The organism is Hungatella sp., assembly GCF_046966825.1.
Genome location: NZ_JBKVCZ010000030.1, coordinates 1 through 18,118, shown reverse-complemented (window position 1 = coordinate 18,118; position 18,118 = coordinate 1). Strand labels below are relative to the sequence as shown.

The 18,118-nt window shown below is 50.9% G+C and carries 15 protein-coding genes and 1 pseudogene; 6 read left to right on the top strand and 10 right to left on the bottom strand.

From position 1 onward, the window contains the following. Positions 1 to 83 precede the first annotated feature (83 nt). Positions 84 to 998 carry an aldose 1-epimerase family protein gene (locus ACLTD4_RS11770; RefSeq protein WP_117621240.1) on the top strand — a complete coding sequence of 305 codons (915 nt, stop codon included), beginning with the start codon at positions 84 to 86 and terminating at the stop codon, positions 996 to 998. On the opposite strand, the gene rhaD is transcribed toward ACLTD4_RS11770, so the two are convergent. The 6 genes and pseudogenes from rhaD to ACLTD4_RS11740 form a co-directional block, all read right to left on the bottom strand. After that, on the bottom strand, positions 958 to 1,785 hold the full coding sequence (rhaD, locus tag ACLTD4_RS11765) for a rhamnulose-1-phosphate aldolase (protein ID WP_055654392.1): 828 nt from the start codon (positions 1,783 to 1,785) through the stop codon (positions 958 to 960). The two genes, ACLTD4_RS11770 and rhaD, sit on opposite strands and share 41 nt — an antisense overlap. A gap of 93 nt (positions 1,786 to 1,878) precedes the next feature. Then, complete coding sequence (locus ACLTD4_RS11760; protein WP_117621241.1) at positions 1,879 to 3,129, bottom strand: L-rhamnose isomerase; 1,251 nt, start codon at positions 3,127 to 3,129, stop codon at positions 1,879 to 1,881. 40 nt (positions 3,130 to 3,169) lie between these two features. Continuing rightward, positions 3,170 to 3,484, bottom strand: coding sequence for an L-rhamnose mutarotase (gene rhaM / locus ACLTD4_RS11755; protein WP_117621242.1), 315 nt, complete (start codon positions 3,482 to 3,484; stop codon positions 3,170 to 3,172). Between the two features lie 13 nt (positions 3,485 to 3,497). Beyond that, positions 3,498 to 4,951, bottom strand: a pseudogene (gene rhaB, locus ACLTD4_RS11750) (rhamnulokinase). Between the two features lie 358 nt (positions 4,952 to 5,309). Then, positions 5,310 to 6,170: a doubled motif LPXTG anchor domain-containing protein gene (locus tag ACLTD4_RS11745; RefSeq protein WP_412331331.1), complete on the bottom strand. Its 861-nt coding sequence runs from the start codon at positions 6,168 to 6,170 to the stop codon at positions 5,310 to 5,312. A gap of 1,315 nt (positions 6,171 to 7,485) precedes the next feature. Next, entirely contained in the window at positions 7,486 to 9,396 is a 1,911-nt protein-coding gene (locus ACLTD4_RS11740; RefSeq protein WP_412331325.1) for a hypothetical protein, read from the bottom strand. Positions 9,397 to 9,625: 229 nt separating this feature from the next. Here ACLTD4_RS11740 and ACLTD4_RS11735 point away from each other — a divergent pair, with 229 nt between their 5' ends. From ACLTD4_RS11735 to ACLTD4_RS11715, 5 genes are all read left to right on the top strand, one after another. After that, on the top strand, positions 9,626 to 11,338 hold the full coding sequence (locus tag ACLTD4_RS11735; protein WP_117621246.1) for a sensor histidine kinase: 1,713 nt from the start codon (positions 9,626 to 9,628) through the stop codon (positions 11,336 to 11,338). Continuing rightward, positions 11,326 to 12,102 carry a response regulator transcription factor gene (locus ACLTD4_RS11730; protein ID WP_055653760.1) on the top strand — a complete coding sequence of 259 codons (777 nt, stop codon included), beginning with the start codon at positions 11,326 to 11,328 and terminating at the stop codon, positions 12,100 to 12,102. Before ACLTD4_RS11735 ends, ACLTD4_RS11730 begins: the two co-directional genes overlap by 13 nt. A gap of 159 nt (positions 12,103 to 12,261) precedes the next feature. After that, positions 12,262 to 13,368 carry an ABC transporter substrate-binding protein gene (locus ACLTD4_RS11725; RefSeq protein WP_117621247.1) on the top strand — a complete coding sequence of 369 codons (1,107 nt, stop codon included), beginning with the start codon at positions 12,262 to 12,264 and terminating at the stop codon, positions 13,366 to 13,368. A gap of 27 nt (positions 13,369 to 13,395) precedes the next feature. Beyond that, positions 13,396 to 14,487: an ABC transporter ATP-binding protein gene (locus ACLTD4_RS11720; RefSeq protein ID WP_055653764.1), complete on the top strand. Its 1,092-nt coding sequence runs from the start codon at positions 13,396 to 13,398 to the stop codon at positions 14,485 to 14,487. Further along, positions 14,477 to 16,132 carry an ABC transporter permease gene (locus ACLTD4_RS11715; RefSeq protein WP_412331324.1) on the top strand — a complete coding sequence of 552 codons (1,656 nt, stop codon included), beginning with the start codon at positions 14,477 to 14,479 and terminating at the stop codon, positions 16,130 to 16,132. The genes ACLTD4_RS11720 and ACLTD4_RS11715 overlap by 11 nt, the downstream gene beginning before the upstream one ends. A gap of 90 nt (positions 16,133 to 16,222) precedes the next feature. Here the strand turns inward: ACLTD4_RS11715 and ACLTD4_RS11710 are convergent, their stop codons facing one another. The 4 genes from ACLTD4_RS11710 to ACLTD4_RS11695 all read right to left on the bottom strand — a co-directional run. Beyond that, positions 16,223 to 16,618 (bottom strand): DUF2085 domain-containing protein, encoded by a 396-nt coding sequence (locus ACLTD4_RS11710; RefSeq protein WP_006778568.1) that lies wholly within the window; start codon positions 16,616 to 16,618, stop codon positions 16,223 to 16,225. 3 nt (positions 16,619 to 16,621) lie between these two features. Next, positions 16,622 to 16,849, bottom strand: a complete 228-nt coding sequence (locus tag ACLTD4_RS11705) for a hypothetical protein (protein ID WP_006778567.1) — start codon at positions 16,847 to 16,849, stop codon at positions 16,622 to 16,624. 241 nt (positions 16,850 to 17,090) lie between these two features. Further along, positions 17,091 to 17,324, bottom strand: coding sequence for an HPr family phosphocarrier protein (locus ACLTD4_RS11700; protein ID WP_006778566.1), 234 nt, complete (start codon positions 17,322 to 17,324; stop codon positions 17,091 to 17,093). 147 nt (positions 17,325 to 17,471) lie between these two features. Beyond that, positions 17,472 to 18,118: AbgT family transporter (locus tag ACLTD4_RS11695; protein ID WP_412331323.1), on the bottom strand; the 647-nt coding region annotated here is incomplete at its 5' end.

Below are 18,118 nucleotides of genomic sequence, written 5' to 3'. Positions count from 1 at the left end.
CTATCATACTCGATATTCCTGTTTCCGGCAAGCAAAAAGGATGGTATAGTATCCGTATCAATTTACAGAAATGGGGAAGATTTATGTTGACTACAATTAGAAATTCAGAATTGACCGCAGTGATTGACAGCGCAGGAGCACAGCTTGTTTCTTTAAAAGACCGCAGTGGGAAAGAATACATCTGGCAGCGGGATCCGCGCTTCTGGGACCGCTGTTCACCGCTCCTCTTTCCCGTGGTTGGAGGCTGCCGGGACAACCGGATCGTGATAGACGGAAGCGAATACAGCCTGCCAAAGCACGGTTTCTGCAAGGATATGGAGTTTCAGAGGACCACACGGACAGACTGCAGCGTGTCCTTCCTTCTTCAGGACAGCGAATACACAAAAACCATGTATCCCTGGTCCTTCTGCCTGTCGATGACCTATGAGCTGCAGCATGGGAGCCTTCTCCTGAAATACCGGGTCGCCAACAAGGACTCCTCTGCCCTGTATTACTGCATCGGAGCCCATCCTGGCTTCTGCTGTCCTATGGAGGAAGACGCTGTCTTCGAGGACTACTGTCTTGTGTTTGAGAAAGAGGAGTCCACATGTGCCATGCCCTTTGACCGTCTCCTGGGAGAATATCTCTCCGGCGGAAGCGGATACGAACTGCATGGCCGTATCATTCCCCTTTCCAGGGAACTCTTCCAGGACAATGCCCTCTATTTTCCCGAAATCACCTCACGCCGGGTCTCTCTCGTCCATCGGGAAAGCGGCCGTGGCGTCGAGGTTTCCTATCCGGACTTTGAGACGATTGCATTTTGGACCGTGTACCCGGACAGGGCGCCGTTTCTCTGCATCGAACCCTGGAACGGTTCCGGAGCCCGCACAGGAGAAGGGGATGAGCTGATTCATAAAAATCATGTTCGAAGACTGGAACCAGGCGCCTCCCACGACCTCACCATGGCAGTCAGGCCTCTTATTTCTCGTACAGAAACTCTTCCGGAAGTGTTACCTTAAAATCCTTTGCCAGATCCCTAAAATTCTGTGGGGTGATCGTCTGAAGCTTGTCGGGACGGATAGAAAGCACCTTCACGAGAATTTCTGCGGATTTCTCCACGGTATGCATCAGGCCGAAGGTCAGATCAAAATCTTCGCCAGAGGCAAACAGACCGTGGTGAGCCCATACGGCAACGTCGTACTTCTTCATCAGTTCGCTGGTGGCCACGGCGATGTCGCGTCCGCCCGGAACCATCCAGCCGACTACGCCGACGCCATCCGGAAATACGACCGGACACTCGGTAGCCATTTCCCATAATTCTCTCGTAAATACCTTGTCTTCCAGCGGAAGAACGAAGGTCAGGGCGATGACATTGGTCGGATGCGCATGGTAAATCACGCGGTGCTTTCCATTTGTAACTTCTTTCTTCACTTCATGGTTCATCAAATGGGATGGGAGCTCGCTGGTTGGGCGTCCGCCATTCACCAGGCCCCAGCAGATGCGGTAGTTCTCTCCCGCCTCATCTACCTCGATGATGCAGCTGTTGGCCGCCGGATCAAGGATTACATTGCGGAAGTATTTTCCACTTCCCGTTACCATGAAATACTCGCCGGCCAGCTTCGGAACGCTGGTTCCGATCGGCTGCCATGGATTCGTGTCTGTTAATTCTTCCTTCACGGATTCCACTTCTTCCGGTTTGATGCGGTAGCTCAAGTTGCCGCCGTTTCTTTCATGCCAGTTCTGTTTAAAACCGTCGTCACAGAGACGGATAAAGCCTTTTACAAATTCTGCTTCTGTTACTTTCATTTTATTTACACCTGTTCTTTCTGTTCTTGTAATTTTTATTCTCTATTCTCGTTTTTTTCTATTCCATAACGGCACGGAGGCCGCATTGCATCCTTAACTTCTCTTTGCCAGAACGTCGGCCTCATACCTCTTTACTTCCTCAAACCATGCTTCCTTAACCGGGGCGCCGTTCTGCTCGCAGAAGTAATCCCATACATCACCTAACGGATAGGTCTTCATTTCCTCGGAAAGCATCATTAATTCCGTGAACTGCCTGTTGTTCTGAAGTTCCGCCATCCTGGCGTTCGGAAGAAGCAATGCGTTTAACAGCGCTTTCTGCATATTGCGCATGCCTACAACCCAGGCACTGATGCGGTTGATGCTGGCATCGAAGAAATCGAGGGCCAGTAAGACGCGGTCTGCGCCGCCGCGGATGATTTCCCCCGCGATCGCTCTCGTCTCATCGTCAAATAAGACTACATGGTCGCTGTCCCAGCGCACCGGTCTCGTCACGTGAAGAGCCACCTTGTCAAAGAACAGAAGCATGGAAGAAATCTTGTCGGAAACAACCTCTGTCGGGTGGTAGTGACCGCTGTCCAGCAGGCATAAAATATCATTCTTGGAAGCGTAATTCATATAGAACTCATGGGAACCAACCGTACAGCTTTCCATACCGATTCCGAACACCTTGGACTCAACCGCCACAAACACACTGGACTTGTCGTAATCGATGGCTAGGATCTGATCCAGGGAATCCTTCAGTCTCGCTCTCGGAGCCGTGCGGTCCGCCGGAATATCCTTGAATCCGTCGGGAATCCAGATATTCATGGTACATGGAGTCCCCAGTTCCTTTGCAAAATACTCGGAAATGCGGATGCATGCCTTCACATGGTCGATCCAGAATTTGCGGATCTCTAAAACTTCACTGGATAATGTGGCATTTTCCGCCTTCGCGTGGGAGAATAAGGTCGGGTTAAAGTCGATTCCGAGGCCCCTTTCCTTTGCAAATTCCACCCATTTTGCAAAATGCTTCGGCTCCAGCTTGTCTCTGTCTGCCCACTCGCCCTCTTCAAATACGGCATAGCTTGCATGAAGGTTGATTCTGTGTGTTCCCGGAATCAGGCTGAGCGCCTCGTCCATATCGGCCATCAGCTCTTCCGGTGTTCTTGCGCGTCCCGGGTAGTTTCCGGTCGCCTGAATCCCGCCGGAAAGTGCGCCTGCCCCGTCAAATCCAATTACATCATCTCCCTGCCAGCAGTGCATGGAAACCGGAATGTTTTTCAGGGCCTCCAGGGCGGCGTCCGTATCCACACCGGCTGCACGGTAAATTTCCTTTGCGGCTTCATATCTCTCTTTTACTGTCATGATATCATTCTCCTCTTTCTGATTTTATCTGTACCGCCGGTCAGTCCAGATGGAATACCGGCTTTAAATCCACACTCACCGGGCTGTTGTCCGGGTTTGTATCCATGATATCAGCCATATAGTCCCACCATTTGCGGTTGATGGCCGTGTCTGCTGATTTCGCCCATTTTTCTTCCTCTTCAATCTCGATATAGCCATAGAGCACATTCGTCTCGCTGTCCAGAAAAATAGAATAGTTATGGCCGCCATACTCATGGATCATGTCCTTCATCTCCGGCCATAAAAGGTTGTGCCGTCTCTCATACTCTTCGGCCATACCTTCATACAGATGCATTTTAAATGATTTATGTATCATCCTCGTTCCTCCATTATTGATATGTACTGATCTCAAAAGAGCTGTAAACCGCCGCTCTCGCTTCCGTAAGCCCCTGGAATTCTCCGGCTTTGATCATCTGAGCCAGAAGATTGCCGATGGCGGTTGCCTCGCCCGGACCCGCGTATACCGTTTTCCCCGTAGCCTTTGCGGTCAGCTGGTTTAAATACTCTGCGTTGGAACCGCCGCCCACAATATTCACAGCCTGATACGTCCTGCCTGTGATGGCTTCCAGCTCCTCCAGCGTCTCCTTGTAACACTGAGCCAGGCTGTTGTAGATGACCGCCGCCAGCGCACCGGCCGTCTCCGGTACTTCCTGGCCGGATTCTCTTAAATACGCTTTTACCGCTTCCGTCATGCTCTCCGGCGCGAGAAATACATCGTCGTTGCAGGGCACAATGGACTTTATGGTCTCATGGGACGCCATGCGGCAAAGTTCAGCGAAAGAATATTCTTCTCCGGCCGCAGCAAGCTCCTTTTTTACAGACTGAATCATCCACAAACCCATGATGTTCTTCAAATAGCGGAAACGATACTCATAACCGCCTTCGTTTGTCAGATTGGCCTTCCGGCTTTCTGCAGAACAGTCAGCCTCGCTTAACTCAGTACCCATCAGGGACCAGGTGCCGGAACTGATGTATAACAGACCGCCGTCCGTATCATGTGTTTTTTCAGTCTCATGGCCTTTTCTTTCCCCGTTCTCCGGAACCGGGACCGCCATAACCGCGGAGCCTGTGTCATGGTCGCAGGAAGAACCACCTTGCAGTTAAAGCCGACCTCGTCCTGCACTGCTTTCGTCAGCGTCCCTACCACGGTTCCCGGCATGGACAGCTCGGTAAACAATTTTTCAGGATATCCGAGCTGACGAATCAGTTCATAGTCCCACGTCTTCGTCACCGGACTGACCAGTTGGGTGGTCGTCGCGTTGGTATATTCCTGTCTCTTCACGCCGGTCAGCATGTAATGGAAGTAATCCGGGATCATCAGCAGGGACTCCGCGCCGGAAAGTGCCTCCGGCTGTTCCTCTTTCATCGCCATCAGCTGATAGATGGTGTTGAATATCTGCTTCTGGATTCCCGTCCTTTCATACAGGGCCTCCGGAGAAATGACTTCGTATACCTTTTCGTCCATGCCCTTCGTCCTGTCATCCCGGTAGCCGACCGCGTCTCCCAGCCGCTGTCCGTCTCTGTCCAGCAGAACAAAATCCACCGCCCAGGTATCGATTCCCATGCTGCACGGAATCTTTCCCTGCACTGCGCACTGCTTCATTCCCATCTTGATTTCGTGAAACAGGGATTCCACATCCCAGCAGAGATGGCCGTTTCTCTTCTCCATACCGTTTTCAAAACGGTAAATCTCCTCCAGACTGATTGTTCCGTCCTTCACTGTGCCGAGGATATGACGGCCGCTGGAGGCGCCGATGTCCACTGCAAGGTAATAGTTCTCCATTTGTATCACCCTCCGATATTTTCTAATCATATTTTATCGAATTATCAGGCAGAAAAAAAGGTCTCGGTTTATTAAAAAATGTGTCCTTATTTGCAGGTTGGAGGCGCCGGAGAGTTTCTGTTTCATAGGATGGCCTGGTTTTTAGTCTAAATAAAAGAAAGCGTCCGGCTAGCTGGACGCTCGCGCCGGAGCGCGGTTGCTTCAGCAGCCATATTTTCCTGGCGCGAAGTGCGCATTCTTCCCGGAGGGCTTTTTATGTAACAGGTATACTTTCCTGATTGCATAAAAAATACAGGGATCTGTATGCATTTGCTTTCACAGATCCCTGTATTATACTCATTTGATGCGTCTGATTCCTCTAGCGCTCAGTCCGATTTCTCCGTTTCTTTCTGCCGCTCAGTCCCAGCCCCGCCAGGCCAAGTACTCCGGCGGCAATAAACAGGCTAAAGCCAGGCCGTCTGCGCTCTCCCGTCTTGGGCAGACCTGATAGAGGCACATTTCCATCGTCTATGGTAATCTCCGTATTTCCCGGTAAGTCCGGTGTCGGCATTGCCGCTAACGGAATCTCCGAATCCGGAATCGTCTCCGTATGGCCAGTATATCCCGGTCCCTCCGTTACGGTACCAGTCTGTCCCGGCCTCGGTACGCTGCCGCCGGAATTATGACTGTTCCCGTGACTGCTCCCGCCCCCGTTTTCCGGTGTTTCAGGGGATACTGGCGGTGTGGTCTCTGGTGTTGTTACTGGCGGTGTCTCTGGCTCTGTCACCGGCGGTGTCTCCGGCTCTGTCACCGGCGGTGTCTCCGGCTCTGTCTCCGGCGGCGTCTCCGGCTCCGTCACTGGCGGTGTCTCCGGCTCTGTCACCGGCGGCGTCTCTGGAGGCGTTTCCGGCTCCTCATCAATCGGATAATTGATCACGTCCTCCGCGAAATTTCCCTTTGAAAAGTCGACATGAACATCGTTTGACGGTTCATATCCCTCGTAACCGCCCGTCTCCCGGATCCGGTATTCGGTCTTGGGATTCAGAGCCGCGAAGCTCACTTTTCCATCGTCTCCGGTTCTGGCCGCAGTCACCTTCACCCAGCTTCCGTCAACCTTCTTTTCCAGAGTAAATTCCACTCCCGGGAATATTACGCGGTTCTTTCCGTGTTTATCGGCCTTATACTTTGTTATCTCCGCCTTTTTCAGTCCGGTTCCCGTGCCTCCGGCATCGGCGGACATATCATACATGATGATCTTCTGTGAACTGGAGGTCTCCTTCGAAACGTACTGGTTATAACTCCATTTCGCCGCGTTCTGATAGACCACCGGCGTATTGAGAAGCATTCCCTCCAGCGTCATCACCTGCGTGCGGTATGTCACGACAAAGGAATCTGCCAGACGCGCCTGGCCCTCCTCATTAAACTCAGCCGGAATGTGGATAATCAGCGTCTGCTCTCCCGGCTCCCCGATGAGAACGTAATGAACACCCTCGGTCATTGTTATTTCCTGGCCGCTCTTTTTTACGGTGATCCGGCCGTCTTTAAGTTCCATTCCACGGGGAAGCGTATCCGTGATACAGAGTCCCGGCGCAAGTCCAAACGACGCATGGTCACAGTCATTTTCTATATCCACCGGGAACTTATCGTCGTTGATATTGATATTCCACAGAATGGCATCTTTGCCTTCCACTTTGGAACTCTTCCGGAAATCGATCACATGGCGTATGCCCTTGTACTGATAAAGTCCATCCGCTCCGATCGTTCCCTTCAGCCCCTCGTACCAGCTTTCCGCCCGGTTTCTGTATGAAATCTCATCGTGATGATTGATGGTTTCACCCGCAGTCTTCCTGAATGTGGTTCCTATGGTCACCTTGAAATACTGATCAATATCGCCGAAGGAAAATGCCAGTACTTCCGGCGTTCCATCGTTCATGATATTCCGGATCATTTCTTCCACCGCTTCCGCGGAATCTACCACGGTTCCATCCGTTACCGGCCCGGCTCCTTTTAATGCTTCGTAGCTTCCTGTCTGATACGTGAGTTCAAAGCCTTCGGAAACTGCTGCGGGATTCCAGGTTCCCGTCTCTGTATCCAGCACCGTATGCCAGGTTTTCGACGCTGGTCCATCCGGGCTGCTTTTTTCCCTCACTTCAATCCTGACTGAAGAAATATCGGTGTGGTCCTTAAGCTTCCCACCATCCGCAACCGGGTAGGAGCCGCTGTTGGCATGGGGCTGTGCCAGACAGTCCTTCAACACGTAGCCCTTGCGTAAAAACTCTCCCCCATTGACCTCTATGGTCCAGTTAAGCTTCTGGGTACTGCCGTCATAGGCCCCCGTCTTCTTGAGTACAACGGGCGGCGTCAGCTTCACGCTGCCATCGTAATCCATGACGATCTTTTTCTCATCGGCTTCCAGCTCCACATGGTTTACGTATGCCCGCTGCTGGTTGCCTGTTACGTTGTCCCGCCCGTTTAAAAAGGTGTGTACAGTCACGACATGGGCTTTTTCCATCACGAAATCTTCACCAAAATCAATGGTAAAGTACTCTTTTCCCTTATCGTCCCCGTCCTCTTCCACGATCCCGTGGGTAAAGGTAAGCTGTGTTTCCTTTCCTTTCCTTTCCTTCCAGCTCCACCGCCATGGTACTCTCCGGTTCCTCACCACCGAAACGATAGAGTTCCACCACTCCGCCAGGCTGTCCTTCGTCACTGACTGTGACGGTTCCGGTAAATTCCTGCCCAACTGGAAGCAAATCGGTGATGATTACGTGATTCTGAGGCATTTCCTGTTTGTTAATATGGATGGACCAGGTAATCTGACGTCCATCCCATTTTCCCTCTTTGGAGAGGACCTGGCCGCCCGGGATACTGCCTGCTGCCGGCTTCGAGCGGATCACATGGTCTGCCACATAGGCCGTCGCCACGTTGGTGATCGTTTCGCCTCCGTTTAATCCCTCCTGATACGCAGTCTCAAATACTATTTTCAGGGGGATATCAAGCCCTTCCGGTATATCGAAGCTTAATACCCTGCTCTCTTCATCGTAGGCGTCCGTGATTCCGTGTCCGGAAAGCTCAGTCAGCTTCAAACTGTTGTCTTTTCCCTCATAGGAATACACTTTGAAACTGCCGCTATAAGTCAGTTTCTCATTCAGTTCATCTGAAATGGTAAAGCCTTCCTCCAGATATGCCCCTCCGGGATTCACCGTCAGCGTCCACGGCAGAATCCCGTTTTTCATCTCCCCGGCCGTTTTCTGCAGCAATGCCGCCGGATAGGTATATGTCTGATCGGCCGTATCAAGCGCCAGATCGCCGACGGTAATACTGGCCTGATTTTTAATTGTCACCGGTTTGTCGACGGCGCCGGCAGCGTCCAGATCCATAACCGGTTTTGTCTTTACGGTCATGGTCACCGGAGATACCGTATCCCGGAGGAACGTCACCGCAAAACCGTGTATTTCCGGTATCGCTTCGATTGCATAGTCCTCAGTATCAAGTGCTTTCCCGTCTGAAGCGACCGTTACCTCATCCTCCAGCCAGACAGAATTGTCGCTGTAGATATCACGGATCACGGTGCCCTCCGGAAATTTTGCACCATTTGTGGTCTTTGCGGTAATCTCCCAGACCGCGGCTCCTCTCGAGTCCCGGAAGGAAAATTCCTTTGATATCTTTATCTGCTCCTTCTTATCCAGAACAGGCTCCTGAAACTGAAGGGAAATGTCACCGAAGCCCTCAAATGGAAGAACCGTCTCATACACATCCTTACTGCAGATATCGCTCCATTCCACACTTCCCGATACCCGGAAGGAGAACCAGATGTTGCTCACCTCGATGATGTCCTCGTCCGGCTCGTCGTCCGACAGCTGGGAGACCGTGGCCACCGACGGAGATGCCTTCTTCTGCTGTATTCTCCCGTTAAGCCGCTGAATCTTTTCAACAAAGGAGCGGTTGAACCGCACAGACGCGAAGCTGCCGTGGCTGGCAGTACTGTCAGAAGCCGTGGCCGGCACCGCCTGACGGAAGGTGAAGGTCACGGTTCCTATCACGTGGTTGTTTTCTCCAAGGCGGTCATACAGCTCCGCGTTTGTCTCATTTTTCTTCAGGACAAGCTCCAGCATTTCCTGATTGCCGGAAACCGGAAATACATCCGGCAGCGGAATCTTATATTCCACTCCCGCCGCCAGCGCTCCGTCAAGCAGCGCTTCCGCAATGTCGCCGCTCTGGTACGAGGCCGATACGACATACGTTTGCTCCGGATCCAGATCACTGAATTCATCTCCCGGCGCCGCTTCTTTTCCGTCGAACAGAACGGTGATGTCATCTATATAGCCCAGCAGGGGATACTCTCCCGCCTCCTCTTTCTCTGACGCCCATGCCGTTACCGCGGTCCCTGGCAGCACATACGATACTGTGATGACAACCGTAAGCAGCCATGTAAACGCCCTCTTTAAATACGAATATCCTTTCATCCATTTCCTCCTGTTTCCATTGAAGTCCGGTTTCTGATTATAGGGGCGCTCAGTTACAGACCGGTTACAAAACGTGATATTTTCTCCATTTTACTTAAGTCGATATTTTTTTACTCAAATAGATTTGGACGCCGCTTGTGTACACCCTTTTATTCTTGTGCTATACTTCATGTATGTATATCTGTCTGCGGACCGTTACTGTCCGCAGGCCCTTTGATGGGAGGCCGCCATGGCATTAAAACAGAAACGGGAACAGACTATTTTTCAAAAACAGCTGGAAAAAGCGGCAACCAGAAATATTGTTTTCCTGGTTTTCATCGGATGCCTGTTTTTTTCAGCCGCCATTTTCGGGATTAACTATTTAAACACCAGGTTTAATGTGCAGGAACACATTGAATTTTTGACCAGCACCTTTCAAACGGCTTATTATGCCACGGATTCCTACTTGAACGACACGGAAAATGACTCCTTTTTTACACGGTGCATCGAGGATGGGACGAATGGCAGCGAGGTGCATTACTCCTTAAGCAAGTACAATGTAGACAGCCCGATCCGCCTGAACTTAATTCTGGCAGACCGGGACCGGAATATCGTCTATACCAGCTACGGCGCCGATGATATGAACCTGCACCGGATCGCATTTAACGGCATTGTCTGCGACAACACAGCCGAAAACGGCCCAGACCTCTATCACACCGTTTACTATTTTACCGGGGACACCTCGGAATACGTCTTCTCCAAACCCCTTTACCGCGGCGGCGAACTTATCGGGTTCGTGGGCGCCTATTTAAACGGCCATGACTGGGCCCGGCTGTTTTCCGATTATCAGTACGACAACATCATCACCACCGCAAACGGGGATATCATCTTCTGCTCCCGGGAGGGATTTCTGCCGGAGCGGAATACCAATAAATTCAGAAATGAATCACAGGAGCGCATGGTCTTCCTTCACGGAAACCGGTATCTCCTTTCGTCCCATTTTATGAAGGATGAGGGCGTGTTTCTCTATTCCTTTATCTATTACCCGAAAAATGTGCTCTATCTTACCATCGGTATCCTGACCATCGTGTTTCTGGGCGTGATCTGGTTTATCATGACCTTGAGGCTCTCCAAGCTCATGGCGGAAAAGAATGCCCGGTCGGTCGGCATGCTGGCCGATGAGATGAGAATCATACGCCACGGCGACAGCGGCCATGTGATCGAAATCCATACCGGAGATGAATTCGAGGAGATCGCCAGCCAGATCAACCGCATGGTTAAGAGCATCAACGATCTGAACACGCGCAACACCGATTTAATCCGTTTAAACAGCATGATCGAGATCAGCAACCTACAGACCCAGATCAATCCTCATTTTATCTATAACACACTGGACACCATCAAGTACCTGATCATGTCGGAGCCCGACAAAGCCGCTCACCTCATCGAGAAATTCACGCATATTCTGCGCTACAGCATCAACAACACGAAGCAGGATGTCATATTGCTTGAGGATATGCGATATATAGAAGACTACCTCTATATCCAGCGGACCCGGTTCGGAGACCGTTTTCTCTGCGAGACCGCCCTTGCGGACGAGTGCATGAGATACCGTGTTCCGAAGCTGCTTTTACAGCCCATCATCGAGAACAGCATTAAATACGGTTTTAAGAAGAAGATGGAAATCCGTGTCGCCATACGCGGATGGTGTGAGGAAGACTACCTCTATCTGAGCGTCGAGGACGACGGCCCAGGCGTTCCCCGCTCCACGCTGGAGACCCTGCGGGCCATGTTAAAATCGGAAGAACTGAAAACTGAGCACAACGGCCTCCAGAATCTGGCCCGGCGCATTGTGCTGGAATACGGGGACAACAGCGAGATGACCATAGACAGCCGGGAAGGGGAATATTTCCGGGTGGATATCAGATTAAAAAATAAGGAGAGGAAACCTTGTACAGTGTAATATTGGTAGAGGATGAGGACATCATCCGTAGAGGAATCAAAAACTCCGTGCCGTGGGAGGAATTTAACTGCAGTGTCGTCGGGGAGGCACGAAACGGGGAAGAGGGCGGCGCTCTGATCGCAGAGCGGAACCCGGACATCGTCATAACCGATATCAACATGCCGGTGGAGGACGGACTCCAGATGATCGCCAGGACGAAATGTGCCTATGATTACGTCGCCATCATCCTGACCGGCTACTCCGACTTTGAGTATGCCAGGGAAGCCATCCGAAACGGCGTCTCCTATTATGTATTAAAACCCCTGGATATGGAGGAAATGAAGGAAGCGCTGGAACGGGCGGCCCTGGAACTGAAAAATATCGGAATTCTCCGCCGGGAGATGGAGGACCGGGAAAAGCTGAAGCATTCCGTTCTGATACCGGAGCCGGACTCCATGGGCGGCATGGACCCGGTCGCCTCTCAGATTCTCGATTTCATCGCCAGAAACTACGATCAGAAGATTGCGCTGGCCGACCTGGAAGAAGAGCTGCATTACTCGGAGCGCTATTTAAACCAGCGGTTCCAGAAGGCGTTAGGCACCACCGTTATCGAGTATCTGAACCGGTACCGCATCCAGAAGGCCCTGGCCATGCTGAGGGACGAGGGGAATGCCATTTCCGATATCGGATGGAAATGCGGGATCGGGGACTATAAGTATTTCAGCTACGTCTTCAAGAAGTACATGGGTTGTTCCCCAAAAGAATACCGTACAAAGATTATATAAAGGCATTTGAACTTGTACACAGCGGATACATACGAAAATACCGAACAGATCTCACTGATGTGTTCGGTATTTTTGCTGTTTGTTCGGAAATTCAGGTATTATCTTTTATGCATATTTACTAAAATAGAGATACAAACAACAATCGAAGGAGGATTTACTATGAAAAAAACAATTGCATTGGCAATGGCGCTCACGATGACGGCAGCGGCTCTGGCGGGCTGTTCTTCTTCCTCTTCCACACCGGCGACAACGGCGGCTCCGAAGGCAGAGGCAGGCACCGAGGCAGCGGGCGATACAAAGGCGGCAGAGCCGGAAGCGAAAAAGGGCGGCGGCAAGCTGGTGGTTTACTCTCCCAACTCCGAAGGACTCATGAACGCGACAATCCCGCTGTTTGAAGAAAAGTACGGTGTTGACGTGGAAGTGATCCAGGCCGGCACCGGAGAACTGGTCAAGAGAATCCAGTCCGAGAAAAATGATCCGTACGCCGACGTACTCTTCGGCGGCTCCTGGTCCCTGGCATTTGACAATGAAGACCTCTGGGAACCATACGTATCTCCTAACGATTCCGGCGTACTCGACGCCTACAAGAATACCTGCGGCTTCATCACCGGCAACGTACTCGACGGCAGCTGCTTAATCGTCAACACCGACTTAATCGGGGATATCAAGGTCGAGGGCTATGCCGATCTGTTAAATCCGGAATTAAAGGGCAAGATCGCAACGGCCGACCCGGCCAACTCCTCCTCCGCATTTGCGCAGCTGACCAACATTCTGCTGGCAATGGGCGGATATGAGGACGACGCAGCCTGGAAATACGTGGAAGATCTCTTTACCAATATCGACGGAAAGATCATCGAGAGCTCCTCAGGCGTATACAAGGGAGTCGCGGACGGCGAGTATCTGGTGGGTCTTTCCTATGAAGATCCGTGCGCGCAGCTTGTAAAGGACGGAGCTCCGGTCAAGATTATTTATCCAAAGGAAGGCAGTGTTTATCTTCCGGCATCCGCAACCATTGTAAAAGGTGCGAAGAACATGGATAATGCAAAGCTGTTTATCGACTTCATCATCAGCGAGGAGGTTCAGAATATCTGGGGAACAACCCTTACCAACCGTCCGGTATTAAAAGACGCAAAAACCAGTGATTTCATGACACCAATGTCTGACATCCATGTAATCGAAGAGGATATCCCGTATGTGAGCGCTCATAAGAAAGAGCTCGTGAACAAGTATACCGATATTTTCACAAGCATAGAGTCATCCAAGTAGAGTAAATGAGAGGGCCGGAGGTTAAAGATGAGTAAAATTATTATAAAAGACGCAGTTAAGAAGTATGGTAATAACACGGTCATCCCGGACTTAAATGCCACCATCAGGGACGGGGAACTCTTTACCCTCCTTGGGCCTTCCGGCTGCGGTAAGACCACACTTCTTCGTATGATCGCAGGATTCAACTCCATTGAGGGCGGTGATATCTATTTCAATGACACCCGTATCAATGATATGGACCCCAGCAAGCGGAATATCGGCATGGTTTTTCAGAACTATGCCATATTCCCCAATATGACGGTACGCGACAACGTTGCTTTTGGTTTAAAAAACAGAAAGATTGAAAAAGAAAAGATAAAGACTGAGACAGATAAATACTTAAATCTGATGCAGATCATGCAGTTTGCCGAGCGTATGCCCAACCAGCTCTCCGGCGGCCAGCAGCAGCGTGTTGCGCTGGCCCGGGCGCTGGTCATCACCCCGGACGTTCTGCTGATGGATGAACCACTGTCGAATCTGGATGCCAAGCTTCGTCTGGAGATGAGAAGCGTGATCCGCCACACCCAGAAGGATGTCGGCATCACCACCGTCTATGTCACCCATGATCAGGAGGAGGCGATGGCCATCAGCGATACCATCGCAGTCATGAAGGACGGCGTCATTCAGCACGTCGGCACTCCCAAGGACATATACCAGAGACCAAAGAATGTCTTCGTCGCCACCTTTATCGGCAGAACCAACATCATTCCCGCCCGGGTGGAGAACGGCGCTATCGTTTTCGGCAACGGATACCGGGTGGAGATGGACTGCTTAAAACAGACGGCCGGCCAGGAGGTCTTATGCTCCGTGCGCCCGGAGGAATTCGTCATCTCCCCGGATGGAACGGAGGGCATCTCCGGCGTCGTGAAGGAATATACGTATCTCGGCTTAAATACACACTATTTCGTGGAGACTGACGACGGGCAGAAGACGGTGGAGATCGTCGAGGAGTCTTCCATCGAAGACGAGCTGAAACCGGGACAGAGGGTACTGCTCCAGGTGAAAAAGCATAAGATCAATGTCTTTAACAAGGAAGGCAGTGTAAATCTCGTAAGGAGTGAGGCATTCTATGAAGGATAATAGCAAATTCCGGCTGGACATATGGGGAATCATCACGCTGTGCACCATCGCAGTTTATGCCCTGTTTCTGATTTATCCTATGGCCCACTTAATTCAGCAGTCTGTCATAGATGCCGAAACAGGCCAGTTCTCCATGGCCAACTTTACCAAATTCTTTTCTAAGAGTTACTATTTCAACACCCTGTTCAACAGCTTTAAGGTGTCCATCGCGGCGACGGTTCTGTCCATTGCGATTGGAACGCCGTTAGCCTATATCTTCTCCATTTATAAGATAAAAGGAAAATCTCTGCTGAACATCCTGATCATCGTGGCATCCATGTCCGCACCGTTTATCGGCGCTTACTCCTGGATCCTTCTGTTGGGCAGAAGCGGTGTCATCACTACATTTTTCAAGAATATCGGAATCACCATACCGGATATCTACGGCTTCGGCGGGATCGTGCTCGTCATGACGCTGCAGCTGTTCCCGCTGGTATTCCTCTACGCCAAGGGCGCGCTCAAAAATATCGACAATTCCCTGGTGGAGGCGGCTAACAACCTGGGCTGTTCCGGCATTAAGTGCTTTTTCAAGGTTGTCATTCCGTTAATCATGCCAACGCTTCTGGCCGCGGCCCTGCTGGTATTCATGCGTTCCTTCGCGGACTTTGGAACACCGATGCTGATCGGCGAAGGGTACCGTACCTTTCCGGTCGTCCTCTATACGGAGTTCATCAACGAGGTGGGCGGCAACGACGGATTTGCGGCGGCCATCGCGGTTATCGCCATCGTCGTCACCACTGTCGTCTTCCTGGCGCAGAAATACGTGTCCAATAAGAACGCATTTTCCTTAAACGCCCTGCATCCCATTGAGGAGAAGGCGCCGAAAGGGCTGGCCGGCTTCCTGGCTCACGCGGCCTCCTATCTGGTCGTGGGAATCGCGATTCTGCCCCAGATATACGTCAGCTACACCTCTTTCAAGAAGACGGAAGGAAAGATTTTCGTCCCCGGCTACTCGCTGGAAAGCTACGCTTCCGCGTTTGGAAAGTTGGGACGGAGTATTCAGAACACGATTATCATCCCGATCTGCGCCCTCGTCATCATAGTCCTGCTGGCGATCATGATCGCCTACTTAGTCGTCCGCAGAAAGAACGCGCTCACCAGCACAGTGGATATCATTTCCATGATTCCTTATATCGTGCCCGGCACCGTTCTCGGTATTGCGCTTCTTACCGGCTTCAATAAAAAGCCTGTCATGTTAAGCGGTACCATGCTGATCATGGTTGTCGCCCTCGTAATCCGGCGGCTTCCATATACGATCCGCTCCTCGGTGGCGATCCTGCAGCAGATTCCGATGAGTATCGAGGAAGCGGCCATCTCCCTCGGTGCCTCGAAGATGAAATCATTTTTCAAGGTCACCGTACCCATGATGACGGCCGGAATCGTCTCCGGCGCAATCTTAAGCTGGGTTACCATGATCAGCGAGCTGTCCACGGCCATCATTCTGTATACCGGCAGAACCAAGACGCTGACCGTGGCGGTGTATACGGAGGTTGTCCGCGGCAACTACGGCATCGCGGCGGCTCTGTCCACAATACTGACCGCTTTGACGGTGGTGTCACTGTTAATATTCAACAAAGTAAACGGCGGCAAGGATTTGAGTCTGTAACCGGCTGCCCAAGATTTATCCCAATAAAAAACACACTCTATTTCCCGGAGAAATTCTCCGGCGATAGAGTGTGTTTCTGTTTTGTCTGTCTTACATAAAACGGGCCATGACGCGTTCTGCCTTTTCCGGGTCATCAATCAGCAGCTTCAGGATTTCCGTGGCAATCCGCACACAGGTCCGGTGAAAATGAATGAAAAAGAATATGAGCGCTATCCCGAACAAAATTCCGGTGACCAGCCTTCGGTAATTCCCGCTCTCATAGGGCGTCAGAAGCTGAAGCAGTCCGTCCGCCACCATGGGCGCCATGAGAAGCAGCATCAGCCACACGCTGCCATAGCCCCAGCATATAACAATAGGAATCCCCGCAAGGATTCCTATTAATTCGCCGGTACATCTGGCACAGATTGGGAATTGCTTTCCGTGATAGAAAAATGAACGGTCCGCTCTCGCATGGCATCCAAACAGGATGCGCAGGAACTTTCCCATCGATTAATACATGGCTGCTGCGCCGATACCCATAACTACGAACATTAAAATATAGAATACGACGCCGATGATAACGGATATTAATGCACCCATACCAGCTGCCTTAGCAGTCTTCGGTTTCTCGCCCTTCCAAACCAGGAATAAAATTAATCCTACGATTGGAATACAAAAGCCTAAGAGACCCCAGCCAAAACCACCATTGTCTGTTACGTTGTTGTTATTGCCTTCCATAGCTCATCCTCCTGTAAATTATGTATGATATTTAATCAGCCGTCCAATATATCTGACAGTTTCATCGAAAAAATCATAAATTCCAGATAATGTCAATTGAATAAATCTTACAATTCATCTAACTTTTGTTAATTGTGTGAAATTGCACAATAAAACCGCAGAAACCTGACTGTCCGTCGACAGTTTAACGGTATCTGCGGCTTTACCCGTACTTTATGAGTTCAATTTTTATCGTCTACGCTTACCTTACAACCAGATATTCTGAGATGTCTGACATCAGCATGCTGCTGTCGTCGCCATAAACCTGCAGTGTCAGGACTTTCCCCATCCCGAATCCCAGAACTCCTAAAAGGGATTTGGCATCCACCACATGGCTTCCACACAGTAAATCGGCACTGAAAGGATATTGCGCAATCTTATTAACAAAATTTACAATATCATTTTGTGTACGTAGTAAGATTTCATGTCTATTCATTTTCGCATCACTCCTTTCGTTTTAAATATATGATTTCATCATCCATAAATGATTGTTACCATAATATACTATTTTAAACAAAAAGAAAATGGAATATCTTCCAAAAATCCTGTAAATTTTTGTCGAAAATGTTGAAAAACACGCTGCCTACACGAATAAACCGGCTCCCGGTCCAAGTGGAAGGCCGAAAACCATCCAGATCACCAGCAGCACCGCCCAGCCAATCATGAAGAACAGGCTGTATGGCAGCATGGTGGAAATCAGGGTTCCGATGCCGGATTCCCTGTCATACTTTTTGGCAAATACCACCACCATGGCAAAGTAGGACATCAGCGGGGTGATCAGGTTGGTACAGGAATCTCCGATGCGGTAGGCCACCTGGGTCAGCTCCGGGGAGTAGCCCAGCAGCATAAACATAGGAACAAACACCGGCGCCAGAATGGTCCATTTGGCGGAGGCCGAGCCCATCAGCAGGTTAATCACGGCCACAAAGAGGACAAAGAGTATCATCAGCACCGGGCCGCCCACTCCGGCCGCTCCCAGCGCCTCCGCCCCCTTTAAGGCCAGGACAGTTCCCATCTTCGTGTAGTTGAAATAGCTGATAAACTGTGCCGCCGCGAAGGAAAGGGCGATATATCCACCCATCGCTGACATATTATCGCCCAGCTGGGCGCAGATGTCTTTCTCATTTTTGTAGGTTCCGGCCACCCGCCCGTAGACGATGGATGGAACAAAGAACAAGAGGGCGATGATGACAATCAGGCCGTCCATAAACGGGGATGATGTCATCAGGC